Genomic DNA, 11921 nt, shown 5'->3' on the forward strand with positions numbered 1-11921 from the left:
CGGCCCGGCCCCGGTCCGGCGATCGTCGCGGCCCTGGTCCGGGTGGTCCCGGGCGTCGCGGCCGGGCCCGCTCACCGGGCCACCGTCAGCGGCCGCAGCGCCGACCCGGCCGGGTCGACCGGCCGGATCCGGCCCTGCCCGTCGGCCAGACCGACCGCGTCGAGCCAGGCCTGGAACTCCGGCGCGGGGCGCAGGCCGAGCAGGGCGCGGGCGGCGAGCACGTCGTGGAAGGCCAGACTCTGGTAGCCGAGCATGACGTCGTCGGCCCCCGGAACGGCGATGACGAACGCCACCCCGGCCGCGGCGAGCAGCACCAGCAGGCTGTCCATGTCGTCCTGGTCGGCCTCGGCGTGGTTGGTGTAGCAGACGTCGACGCCCATCGGCAGGCCGAGCAGCTTGCCGCAGAAGTAGTCCTCCAGGCCCGCCCGGATGATCTGCTTGCCGTCGTACAGGTACTCCGGGCCGATGAATCCGACGACCGTGTTCACCAGCAGCGGGTCGAACGCCCGGGCGACGCCGTAGGCCCGGGCCTCGAGCGTCTGCTGGTCGACCGGCCGGCCGCCGGTGCCCAGGTGGGCGCCGGCCGACAGGGCCGAGCCCTGGCCGGTTTCGAAGTACATGACGTTCTCGCCCACGGTGCCGCGCCGCAGCGCCAGGGCGGCCGCCCGGGCGTCGGCCAGCATCTCCAGCTCCACCCCGAACGAAGCGTTGCCGCCCTGGGTGCCGGCGATCGACTGGAACACCAGGTCGACCGGGGCGCCGCGGCCGATCAGGTCGATGGTCGTGGTGACGTGGGTGAGCACGCAGGACTGGGTGGGGATGTCGAAGCGGACGCGGATGTCGTCCAGCAGGTGCAGTAGCTCGGTGACCGCGGCCGGCGAGTCGGTGGCCGGGTTGATGCCGATGACCGCGTCCCCGGAGCCGAGCAGCAGCCCGTCCAGCACCGCCGCGGCGACCCCGCGGGCGTCGTCGGTGGGATGGTTGGGCTGCAGCCGGGTGGCCAGCCGGCCGGGCAACCCGATCGTGCTGCGGAACCCGGTGGTCACCCGTGCCGCCTTGGCCACCGTCATAAGGTCGGCGTTCCGCAGGAGCTTGCTCCCCGCGGCGACCACCTCCGGGGTCAGCCCGCCGGCGCGCCCGGCGCGCTCGCCGGCGGCGCCCGGGCCGGCGGCGATCGACAGCAGCCGGTCCCGGAACTCGCCGACCGTCAGGGCCGCGATCGGCGCGAACGCGGCCCGGTCGTGCCGGTCCAGGATCAGCCGGGTCACGTCGTCGGTCTCGTACGGACACACCGGCTGCTCGAGGAAGGTGGTCAGCTCGACGTCGGCCAACACCCACTGGGCCGCGGCCCGCTCGGCATCACTGTGGGCCGCGCATCCGGCCAGCTCGTCGCCCGACCGCTGCGGGGTGGCCCGGGCGAGCAGGTCGACCAGGCCGGCGAACTCGTAGTGGTGGCCGGCCAAGGTCTGCCGGTAGATCGTCACGCCGTCTGCCCTCCCGGATTCCAGCAGTGGTCGCCGGCCCGCCGCCGGCGCCGGTGGGTGCCGGTGGCGGAACCTTCACCATCATCCTGCGCCCGCGTCCGCACGGTGCGGGTGCCGTCACCCGGGTGCGGGGCGGACCGCCAGCGTGCGCGCCCGGGCCGGGTGCGGCAGGTTCGACCGATGGATTCCCCCGAGCGCCACGTCGCGGCCCGGATCGACGACGTCGTCAACGCGGTCCGCAACCGGCTGTTCCGGCGGCGCGGCTGGGCGCCACGGATCGTGCCGTACACCGGGTACGGCTCGACCCGCCGGCTGCGGGTGCTGGCCCGCATCCTGCTCGCCCCGCCGGCGGGCCCGCCCGAGAACACGCGCACCGCCGAGGCCCGGCAGCGCGCCACCCGGGGCTGGCGCCGGTTCCAGACCACCCCGGTGCCGGACGCCCGGGTGCGCGGCCTCGGCGACGGGCGCCCCCCTCACCTGGGCGGCCACCGCCGCGGCTACGTCGACGCGGTGATCGACGCCCCGCCCGGCGCGGCGTTCGCCCCGGGGTGGCGCGAGCTGCCGATCGAGGTGGACCACGGCCGGCCGGGCGAGCTACGGGTGCTGGTCGTCGCGGACGGGCCCACGGTCGGCATGGTGAGCGACATCGACGACACGGCGATGATCACCCACCTGCCGCGGCCGCTGCTGGCCGCCTGGAACACGCTCGTACTGCGCGAGTCGGCGCGGGTGGCGGTGCGGGGGATGGCCACGCTGTACCGGACCGTGCTGGCCGAGCATCCCGGCGCACCGGTCGTCTACCTGTCGACCGGGGCGTGGAACGTGGCCCCGACGCTGACCCGTTTCCTGGCCCGGCACGGGTTCCCGGACGGGCCGCTGCTGCTCACCGACTGGGGTCCGACGAACACCGGGTGGGTGCGGTCGGGCCGCCGGCACAAGGAGGCGTCGCTACGCCGGCTGGCGCAGGACCTGCCCGACGTCCGCTGGCTGCTCGTCGGCGACGACGGGCAGCACGACCCGGAGATCTACGACGGGTTCGCCGTGGAGCGCCCGGACCGGGTGCTGGGGATCGCCATCCGCCGGCTCACCGCCACCCAGCAGGCGCTGACGACGACCCCGACGGTGCACCGGCCGACCGCGGCGCCGGTGCCGGTGGTGGCGGCGCGGGACGGGGACGGGCTGGCCGACCGGCTCCGCACGGTCGGGCTCCTGCGACATCGACCGCCGCTCGCCCGGTCCCGCCGATTCGGCGCCACCCCTTAGAGCGTGACGGTGCCCCGGACCACGGTGGTGCAGGCCCCGCCGACCCAGACGGCCGGGCCGTCCGCCTCGATGTGGACGACCCCGGCCCGGCTCAGCCGAGCGCCCTGGGTCGCGGTGTAGGCCGTCGGGGCCTGGCCGGTGCGGATCAGCCACTGGGCGACGGAGGCGTTGAGGCTGCCGGTGACCGGGTCCTCGGCGACGCCGACGCCGACCGCGAAGCCGCGAATCTCGTACCGGTGCGGTGACCCGGCCGGGTGATCGCCGATGACCCCGACCATCAGGTCCGGGCGGGTGCCGAAGTCGGGCTCCAGCGCCAGGACCCGGTCGGCGGAGGCGAGCCGGACGGCGAGCCAGCCGGGGCCGTTGTCCACCCACTGGTGGTCGAGGATCTCCGCCCGCTCGACGCCCAGGCAGTGGGCGACCGGCGCCAGCAGCTCCTCCTCGACCGGGCCGGTCCGCACCGTGGGCGGAGCGGCGAACGCGACCCGCCCGCCGGTCACCCGCAGCTCGACGAGGCCGGCGGCGCAGTCCTGGATCACCCGCCCGGCCGTGCGCGGTGTCCCGCCGTGCTCGAGCCAGGCGTGGACCGACCCGAGCGTCGGGTGCCCGGCGAACGGCAGCTCGCGCTCGGGGGTGAACACCCGCCACCGGTAGTCGGCGTCCGGACCGCCGGGGAACAGGAACGTCGTCTCGGACAGGTTGGTCCAGCGGGCGAAGGCGGCCATCGTCTCGTCGGCCAGGCCCGTGGCGTCCAGCACCACGGCCACCGGGTTGCCCCGCAGCGGCTCCTCGCTGAACACGTCGACCTGGGCGAAGGCGCGGACGCGGGGCGTGGTCATCCGGGCAGTCCATCACGGGCCGGCCGTCCGGCACAGCGCGCCCCGGGTGCCGGCCGCCCGCCGACGTTCGACCGGCTCGGGTCGGGCTCGGGCTCGGGGCGGATGGAAGAGGTCCGGGCCGGGGTGGGTGTGCGGATGGTCGGTGGGGCCGGCGGATGGTCCGCGGTCGAACGCGGCCGCCGCCGGCGGCCCTGACGATGGTTCGCAGAGCCGAGTCGAGCCGAACGGCGTCGACGCCGCACGAGCCGTGGGACGGGCGGGCCGGATCAGCCGGCCGGGGGTGTGACCGCCGGTTCGCGGGCCTGACGGCGAGCCGCGGCGGCGCCGGCCAGCACGGTGACGCCGATGGTGATGAGGGCGCCGAGGATCATGGCCGGCGCCTCACCCGGACCCAGCAGTCCGAGTTGCGTGGCGAGCGTGGCCGCGGCGACCGGCACGCCCATCTGCGCGCAGGACAGCGCCGCCATCGACACCGGTTGACCGGTCGGCACACCGGCCAGGTGCACGATCGGCGCCCCCACGCCGAGCAGCACGCCGAGCAGGATCAGGCCCGGGCGCTCGCCGAGGTCGCGGACAGCCAGCGAGGCGCCGAGCCAGACGAAGAACAGCGGCGCGAAGAAGCCGTCGCTGATCGCGAACAGCTGGCGGGCCAGCCGGCGGGGTTCGCCGATCGCGGCCACCGCCAGACCGAGCGCGAACCCGGCCAGCATGATCGACACGTGCGACCAGGTCGCCACGGCGGCCAGCGCGAACAGGGCGAGCAGGCTCAGCCGCAGCTCGAGCGCGAACTTGCGGTCCTCGGAGATCCGGTGCACGCGACGCCGCAGCCCCGACCGTTCGCCCCACCACAGCAGCGCGAAGACCACGATCGCGAAGGCGACGACGGCCAGCGCGCCGATCGCCGCCCGGCCGGCCCGGGCCGGGTCGATGACCAGGGGCAGGGCCACGATGCAGGCGGCATCGGCCACCGCCACCTGGGGCAGCAGCTGCAGCACGGGCGGGCCGGTGAGCCCGAGCGAGTCGACGATCGGCAGCACGATGGCCGCCGACGAGGAGGCCATCAGCACGGCGTAGATCGCGCCGTTGCCGGTGCCGAACAGGGCGGCCAGCCCCAGGCCGGCCGCTGTCGCGACGATCCCGACCAGCACGGCGCGGGCCAGGCCGAGCCCGATGCCCTGGCGCAGCCGCGGATCGCGGATCGGCACGTGCGAGCCGGCGACGAACATGACCAGGGCGAACCCGATGTCGGCCAGGAAGGTGAAGGTGGGGTCGGTGGTGTCCAGCAGCTGTAGCCCGGTGCGGCCCAGCAGCACGCCGGCCAGCAGGGCCCCGACCACCACCGGGACGTGCCAGCTGCGGCGGGCGGCGAGCAGCGGGCCGAGCAGCCCGGCGGCGACGATGAGCGCCAGCGTGCCGAAGTCCACGCCCGTCCTCCCGTCCCGCGCCCGGACCCGTCCCGCGCCCGGACCCTCCCGACCCGCCGGGAGCGGCCCGGGCGGTCACGGTCGTACCGGGCGCCGCGCCACTTGATCGGCGACGATAGTCGGCGTGGAAATCGCGGCTGCGCTCGACTTCGTCCGGACCCATGACCGCACGGTGCTGTCGACCCGGCGTCGTGACGGCAGCCCCCAGATGTCGGCGGTCAACGCCGGCGTCGTGGGCGGCCGGATCTGCATCTCCAGCCGATCCATGCTGGCCAAGGTGCGCAACATCCGTCGGGACCCCGTGGTGTCGCTGCTGGTGCTCCGGGAGGAGTTCTACGGCGGCTGGGTGCAGGTCGACGGCACCGCCGAGATCGTCGAGCAGCCGGCCGCCCTGGAGCTGCTGGACGAGGTGTACCGGGCGATCCGCGGCGAGCACCCGGACTGGGCGGACTACCGGGCGGCCATGGTCCGCGACGAGCGGGTCGTCATCGCGGTCACCCCCACCCGGGCCGTCCAGGGCTGAGCCCCGGCGTCAGCGGCGGCTGCGGCCGGCCCCGGTGATCAGGTTGATGATCAGCAGCAGGCCGACCGCGCCCAGACAGGCGACGCCGAAGCTGGCCCAGTCCCAGTCGAACCGCCAGGCCCGGCCGGTGGATGCCTGGTAGATGAAGCCGGCCAGCACCGCACCCAGGATGCCGACCAGGATGTTGATGAAGCAGCCCCGCTTGTCGCCGACCACCAGGGAGGCGATCCAGCCGGCCAGGGCGCCGAAGATGATCCAGGAGAACCAGCCCATCACTGCTCCTGCGGGGCCGACGGGGCCTCGGCCGGTGGGGCCAGCGCGCTGACCCGGGCCAGCGCCTCGGCCGGGTCGGCCCCGCTTCCGACGGCGATGCCGACGAGGTAGCAGGTCAGCGGCCCGGCGATCCGCGCCACGCCGTGCGCCACGTCCCGGGTCAGGTCGAGCAGCGCGTCGCGGCGCTCGGGCGGGATCGCGTCCGCCGGCAGGTCCAGGGCGGCCCCGGCCCGGGTGATCCAGTCGTCGAGGGTGCTCATGGTGCCGACGGTATCCGGCCGCGCCGGTCCCGGTGATCAGGGATCACCCTGGTTCAGCGGGCGCCCGCCTGCTCGTCCCGGGGCGGGTGCGCGCGCAACGAGCCGGGATGGGCCTTGAGCGTCGGGTCCTGCCGGGTCCTGACCAGCGAGGCCACCGTGGTCACCGTCAGGACGACGACGATGACGATCAGCGACACCGCGGTGGACACCGTCGGCACGCCCGGCCAGATGCCGTGCGCCCAGTGCAGCACCAGCTTGACCCCGATGAACGCCAGGATGACCGCCAACCCGGTCGACAGGTAGATCAGGCGGTCGAGCAGGCCCTTGACGAGGAAGAACAGCGCCCGCAGCCCGAGCAGCGCGAAGGCGTTGGCGACGAACACGATGTACGGCTCGGCGGTCACGCCGAACACCGCCGGGATGGAGTCGAGGGCGAACAGCAGATCGGTGCTGCCGATCGCGATCAGCACGATGAACAGCGGGGTGGCCACCTTCCGGCCGTCCAGCCGGGTGAACAGCCGCCCGCCGTCGTACTCGGTGCTCACCGGGATGACCCTGCGGGTCAGCTTGACCAGGCCGTTCTCCTGCACGTCCGGGTCCTGGTCGCGGTGCCGGTACAGCTGGATCGCGGTGAAGATCAGCAGCAGGCCGAACAGCAGGAACATGACGGCGAACAGGTCGAGCAGCGCGGCGCCGACGACGATGAACACGGCCCGCAGGATCAGCGCAATGATGATGCCGAACGTGAGCACCTTGTGCTGGTGGGCCTCGGGCACCGCGAACGTCGTCATGATGATGACGAAGACGAAGAGGTTGTCGACCGACAGGCTCTTCTCGACGATGTAGCCGGCGAAGTACTGCGCGCCGAAGTCGGCCCCCGCGTACCACATGAACGCCAGGCCGAACCCGACCGCGATCAGGATGTAGAACACCGACCAGCCGACCGCCTCCCGGAACCCGACCGCGTGCGGCCGGGCCGCGGCCAGGATCAGGTCGAAGGCGAGCAGGCCGACGATCACCACGACGGTGATCACCCACCACAGAGTGCTGATCTCGAGCACGGCGACGCTCCGCAGTCGGGGACCTGGGTCCGGGGTCGGGGTGCCCGATCAACCTCCGCGACCGGCGATCAGTTCCCCGGTCCGTCGACGTGCCCGTCGCGGATGACGTGCTGCAGCGTCTCGTAGGCGTTGTAGGTCGGGCGGCCCAGCGAACGGTAGGTGCGGGCGGCCCGCTTGAGGTAGGTGTCGACGGTCGAGGTGGCCGCCGGCGGGTCCATCAGCCGGCCGATGTCGGCCCGGCCGATGCCCTGCGCCAGCAGCTCGAACACCTGGATCTCCCGGGGCGCCAGGTGCCCGATCAGGTCGTCGTCGGTGAGCAGGGCATGGGCCAGCCGGCTGGACACGGCGAGCTCGCCGGTGCGGGCCACCCGCAGGGCGTCGATCAGCAGGTGCTCGGGATCGGACTTGAGCACCAGCCCGACCGCGCCGGCCGCGATCGCCCGGCGCACCGGGACGGGCCGCTCCTCGGCGGTCAGGATGAGCACCTGCGGGCCGGCCTCCCGGATGGCCCGCACGTTCGCCGACGGGTCGGCCTCGGCCGCGGCCCCGCCCAGGTCCAGGTCGAGCAGGACGACGTCGGCCGTCCCGCCGCCGCCGGCCAGCAGGTCCGCCACGCTCGTCGCGGTGCAGATCGGCTCGATCCACGGCGCGTACTCGCGGACCGTCCACAGGATGCCCTTGAGGACGAAGGGGTGGTCGTCGACCGCGGCCAGCCGCAGCGGCGGATCGGATCCGGGCGGGTCGGTGCTCATGGCGGCCAGCCAATCCGGCCGGCGTCGGGCCGCCAAGTCCCCAGCTGTGGTGACACCACCGGCGCCCGCCGGTCCCGGCCGGGCCCCTGTCCCGACGTCAGGGGACATGACGTCGGGACGCGAACCGGCCACAGTGGGCGGGGGCGGCGGGGACACGGACCGGGGCGGCGGCGGTGCGCCGGGTCACACCGGGGGGTGGTGTCCCCGCCGCGTGCGGGTCAGGCGTGGTCGTGGTGGTGGCCCTGCAGATGGGCGTCCTCGTCGGTGTAGGTGTTGGTCCCGTCGCCGGGTCGCGACCACTCGGCGGGCTCCACCGGGTACCGCAGCACGCCGGGGTCGGGGGAGGTGCCGGGCCGGGTGACCGGTCCGCCCTGCTTGATCCGCTTCTTGGTGGCCAGCGCGCCCAGGGCCTCCAGGATGACCCGGTGCGCGTTGTTGACCGTGTTGTCGGCGTGGTCGTACGGCGGCGACACCTCGACCACGTCCATCGCCACCAGCGGCGTCTCCAGGGCGATCTGCCGCACCGCGCGGAGCAGGTCGGCCGGGTTCATCCCGCCCGGCTCGGGGGTGCCCGTGCCCGGCGCGAAGCCGGGGTCGAGCACGTCGATGTCGACCGACAGGTAGAGCCAGTCGCAGCCGTCGGCGGCCCGGGCGATGGCGTCGGCGATGACGGGTCGCATCCCGCGGTCCCACACGTCGTGCATCAGGTGCCAGGTCATCTCCTGCTCGCGCATCCAGTCGAAGACCTCCGGCGGCGGCCAGTAGCCGCGCAGCCCGACCTGGACGAAGTTGCGGCCGCGGATCGCGCCGGACTCGATCAGCCGGCGCATCGGCGTGCCGTGCGAGTGCAGGTGGCCCTCGATGGAGTCGGCGGTGTCGGCGTGCGCGTCGAAGTGCAGCAGCCCGACCTTGCCCCACCCGTACTTGCGGGCCACCGCGGTCGCGCACGGGTAGGTGATCGAGTGGTCGCCGCCGATGATCATCGGGAAGGCGTCGGCCCGCAGCACGTCGGTGACCTTGGCCTCGATGTTGCGCTGCGACCGGGCCGACTGCCCGTGCGGGCAGTAGGCGTTGCCGGCGTCCACCACGTCCAGCCACTCGAAGATGTCCAGGCCCAGGTCGAGGTGATAGGTCCCGGGGTCGTAGGCGTTGGACCGCACGTACTTCGGGCCGAAGCGGGCGCCCGGGCGGTAGGTCGTGTTGATGTCCATCGGCGCCCCGACGACGGCCACGTCCGGACGGCGCTGCGCCAGCTCCGCGGCCGTGGCCACCCAGTCGCGCGAGCTGAACGTGGGCAGGCCCTCGTTGTCGTTCTCGGATTCGCCGGGCCCGACCGGCTTGCTGCCGCCACTCATCGACATCCCTCTCGTCACCAATGATGTTGCACGCTCAACCACCTGCCGGGCCCGCGCGTCCTCACACCGTGAGCCCGACCAGCACGCCCTCATCTTCGACCACCACCCGGCTGCCCGCTGTCCGCGGGGAGGCCGGCGGGCGGGAGGGGCGGACCGACCGGGGGGCCACGCGCCCGCGGCGGCCGGTGCGCGGGCTCGTCGTGGCGGTGCTGGCGCTGCTCCTGGCCCTGGGCATCCTGTTCGCCCCGGACCTCCCGTCCTGGAACGGCGCCGGTGCGGCGTGGACGAGTTTCCTGCCCTGGACCGCGATCCCGATCGTGCTGCTGGGCGCGGCGGCGGTGATCCGGCGGAGCTGGTGGGCCGGCGCCGCGGTGCTGGTCGCGGCCATGGTCTGGGCGGTCACCTTCGTGCCCGCGCTGCTGCCCGCGCGCACCGCGGCCAGCGCCGATCTGCTCGTCGCCACCCAGAACATCGGGGCCGGCAACGCGGATCCGGCCGGAGCGGTGCGCGGGCTGCTGGGCACCGGGGCCGGGCTGGTCGCGGCGCAGGAGATCACCGCGGCCGCGGACGGCGCCGTCGCGAACCTGGACGCGGCCTACCCCGACCACGCGCGCGTCGGCACCGTCGGCCTGTGGTCGCAGTGGTCGATGGACGACCCCGAGCCGCTGGAGCTGGGCCTGAGCTGGGCGCGGGCGTTCCGCACCGTCGTGCACCATGTAGACGGCGACATCGCCGTCTACACCGTGCACCTGCCGTCCGTGCGACCCGGCGACACCGCGGCGCGGGACCGGGCGGTGACCGAGCTGGCGGCCCTGGTGCAGGCGGACCCGGCCGGCCGGGTACTCGTGCTGGGCGACCTGAACACGGCCACCACCGACCCGGCCCTGACCCCGTTGACCGACCGGCTCACCGACTCCCGGGAGCAGGTGGCCGGCGGCTTCGGCTTCACCTGGCCCGCCCCGTTCCCGCTCACCCGGCCCGACCACGTGCTCGCCCGCGGCCTGACGCCGGTCAGCGACCAGGTGCTGGCCGCCGGCGGCAGCGACCACCGGCTGGTGCTGGTCGGCCTGCGGGCCGGCTGAGCGACGGGCCGGCCCGCCGGGCGCGACCCCGCCGGGTTCCGTCAGCCGAGCAACCAGACCTCGATCTCGTCCCCGGCGTCGAGGTGGGTGACGTCCTCGGGCACGACCAGCATGCAGTCGGCCCCGGCCAGCCAGGCGAGCAGGTGCGACCCCGGGCCGCCCCAGGCCGCGACCGTGCCGCGCACGGCGTCCAGCTGGCCGCGCCGGAACTGACGCTTGCCGGCCGGCGAGTCGAGCGGGCCGCTCAGCGGGACCCGCACCGTCGGCCGGGTGATGTCCGGGTGCCCCATCGCCGCCCGGATGGCGGGCCGGAGGAACACCTCGAAGGAGACGTAGGAGCTGACCGGATTGCCCGGCAGCGTCACCATCGGCACGTCCCGGTAGCGGCCGGCCCCCTGCGGCATCCCGGGCTGCATGGCGACCTTGGCGAACTCCACGCCCTGACCGGTCAGTGCGTCCTTGACCACCTCGTACGCCCCGGCGGAGACGCCGCCGGAGGTGACGATCAGGTCCTGCCCGTCGCTCGCCCGGTCCAGGCCGGCCCGCAGGGCGGCAACGTCGTCGGCGACGAAGTGCTCGATGGTCGGCGCCGCGCCGGCCGCGGCCAGTGCGGCGGCCAGCATCGGCGCGTTCGACTCGTAGATCTGCCCGGGCGCCAGCGGCTGCCCGGGCGCCACCAGCTCGGTCCCGGTGGACAGCACCAGCACGCGCAGCGGGCGCCGCAGCGGCAGCGTGGCCAGGCCGAGGGCGGCGGCCACCCCGATCTGCGGCGCCCCGATGACCGTGCCGGCCGGGAGCACCACGTCACCCCGCCGCACGTCCTCGCCGACGGTCCGGATGTGCACGCCGGGCGCCGGCGCGCTGTCGATGCGCACCCGTTCCGCGCCGCCGTCGGTGCGCTCGACCTGGACGATCACGTCGGCGCCCGGCGGCAGCGGGGCGCCGGTCATGATGCGGGCCGCGGTGCCGGGGGTCAGCGGGGCGACGTCGGTCCGTCCGGCGGGGATGTCCTGCTCGACCGGCAGGGTGATCGGGAAGCCGGTCAGGTCCGCCTGCCGGACGGCGTAGCCGTCCATGGCCGAGTTGGCGAACGGGGGCAGATCCAGCGGCGCCCGCAGGTCCGCGGCGAGCACCCGGCCCCTGGCGTCGGACAGCGGGGTGGGCGCCACGGTGGTGGGACGGAGCAGATCGGCGATGACCTGGGCATGTTGTTCCACGGTGCGCATATGGCCCATCCTGCCCGACCTGGTGGATTGCATCCCGTCACCGAGAACCTCTGAGATATCACCCGTTTTCGGGGACGCGGGCACGGTGGGCTGGGGTACCGTCTGCTGGGCGCCGGGGCTGCCGCCGTGCCGGTTGGGGAGGATGCGAATGACTTCTGTGCAGTATTCACTTTGCAGCACGGCCGGACTGGACACCGTGACCGACACGCCGGACGGTGCCGCCGCCGCCCTGGTCCGGCATCTGTCGGAGGTCGGCCGGTACCGGCCCGTCGACTGGATGATCACCGGACCCGGCGATCGGGTGCACCACGGCCGGTTCGATCCGCCGCGGATCGGATCGCCCGCGGCCGCCGTCGCCGACCACGTCGACGCCGTCCAC

At 74.5% G+C, this 11921-nt stretch carries 13 protein-coding genes; 4 read left to right on the plus strand and 9 right to left on the minus strand.

The window, feature by feature from the left end; translation table 11 throughout:
* Positions 1 to 71: 71 nt before the first annotated feature.
* Positions 72 to 1484, minus strand: a complete 1413-nt coding sequence (locus ACOJUF_RS25350) for an ethanolamine ammonia-lyase subunit EutB (protein ID WP_420124578.1) — start codon at positions 1482 to 1484, stop codon at positions 72 to 74.
* Between the two features lie 180 nt (positions 1485 to 1664).
* On the opposite strand from ACOJUF_RS25350, the gene ACOJUF_RS25355 reads away from it, so the two are divergent.
* Complete coding sequence (locus ACOJUF_RS25355; RefSeq protein ID WP_420124579.1) at positions 1665 to 2747, plus strand: App1 family protein; 1083 nt, start codon at positions 1665 to 1667, stop codon at positions 2745 to 2747.
* On the opposite strand, the gene ACOJUF_RS25360 is transcribed toward ACOJUF_RS25355, so the two are convergent.
* Both ACOJUF_RS25360 and ACOJUF_RS25365 read right to left on the minus strand, forming a co-directional pair.
* A complete protein-coding gene (locus ACOJUF_RS25360; protein ID WP_420124580.1) occupies positions 2744 to 3586 on the minus strand; it encodes a PhzF family phenazine biosynthesis protein in 843 nt (280 codons plus the stop codon). The two genes, ACOJUF_RS25355 and ACOJUF_RS25360, sit on opposite strands and share 4 nt — an antisense overlap.
* Before the next feature lie 266 nt (positions 3587 to 3852).
* Complete coding sequence (locus ACOJUF_RS25365; RefSeq protein ID WP_420124581.1) at positions 3853 to 5010, minus strand: cation:proton antiporter; 1158 nt, start codon at positions 5008 to 5010, stop codon at positions 3853 to 3855.
* Positions 5011 to 5134: 124 nt separating this feature from the next.
* Between ACOJUF_RS25365 and ACOJUF_RS25370 the strand changes: the two genes are divergently transcribed.
* Positions 5135 to 5533 carry a PPOX class F420-dependent oxidoreductase gene (locus ACOJUF_RS25370; RefSeq protein WP_420124582.1) on the plus strand — a complete coding sequence of 133 codons (399 nt, stop codon included), beginning with the start codon at positions 5135 to 5137 and terminating at the stop codon, positions 5531 to 5533.
* 9 nt (positions 5534 to 5542) lie between these two features.
* Here ACOJUF_RS25370 and ACOJUF_RS25375 read toward each other — a convergent pair whose 3' ends face one another.
* The 5 genes from ACOJUF_RS25375 to speB form a co-directional block, all read right to left on the minus strand.
* Entirely contained in the window at positions 5543 to 5806 is a 264-nt protein-coding gene (locus tag ACOJUF_RS25375) for a GlsB/YeaQ/YmgE family stress response membrane protein (RefSeq protein ID WP_420124583.1), read from the minus strand.
* Positions 5806 to 6066: a DUF6457 domain-containing protein gene (locus ACOJUF_RS25380; RefSeq protein ID WP_420124584.1), complete on the minus strand. Its 261-nt coding sequence runs from the start codon at positions 6064 to 6066 to the stop codon at positions 5806 to 5808. Before ACOJUF_RS25380 ends, ACOJUF_RS25375 begins: the two co-directional genes overlap by 1 nt.
* A 53-nt stretch (positions 6067 to 6119) precedes the next feature.
* Positions 6120 to 7127: a TerC/Alx family metal homeostasis membrane protein gene (locus tag ACOJUF_RS25385; RefSeq protein WP_420124585.1), complete on the minus strand. Its 1008-nt coding sequence runs from the start codon at positions 7125 to 7127 to the stop codon at positions 6120 to 6122.
* A 68-nt stretch (positions 7128 to 7195) separates the two neighbouring features.
* Positions 7196 to 7879: a hypothetical protein gene (locus tag ACOJUF_RS25390; RefSeq protein ID WP_420124586.1), complete on the minus strand. Its 684-nt coding sequence runs from the start codon at positions 7877 to 7879 to the stop codon at positions 7196 to 7198.
* 218 nt (positions 7880 to 8097) lie between these two features.
* Positions 8098 to 9234 carry an agmatinase gene (gene speB, locus ACOJUF_RS25395; RefSeq protein ID WP_420124587.1) on the minus strand — a complete coding sequence of 379 codons (1137 nt, stop codon included), beginning with the start codon at positions 9232 to 9234 and terminating at the stop codon, positions 8098 to 8100.
* A gap of 68 nt (positions 9235 to 9302) precedes the next feature.
* Between speB and ACOJUF_RS25400 the strand changes: the two genes are divergently transcribed.
* Positions 9303 to 10316, plus strand: coding sequence for an endonuclease/exonuclease/phosphatase family protein (locus ACOJUF_RS25400; RefSeq protein ID WP_420124588.1), 1014 nt, complete (start codon positions 9303 to 9305; stop codon positions 10314 to 10316).
* A gap of 41 nt (positions 10317 to 10357) precedes the next feature.
* Here the strand turns inward: ACOJUF_RS25400 and glp are convergent, their stop codons facing one another.
* Entirely contained in the window at positions 10358 to 11542 is a 1185-nt protein-coding gene (glp, locus tag ACOJUF_RS25405; RefSeq protein WP_420124589.1) for a gephyrin-like molybdotransferase Glp, read from the minus strand.
* Positions 11543 to 11690: 148 nt separating this feature from the next.
* Between glp and ACOJUF_RS25410 the strand changes: the two genes are divergently transcribed.
* Positions 11691 to 11921, plus strand: a 231-nt coding sequence (locus ACOJUF_RS25410; protein WP_420124590.1) for a hypothetical protein, incomplete at its 3' end; no start/stop codon positions are given.

Origin of the sequence: Nakamurella sp. (genome assembly GCF_048594475.1) — a bacterium.
Lineage (GTDB): Bacteria > Actinomycetota > Actinomycetes > Mycobacteriales > Nakamurellaceae > Nakamurella.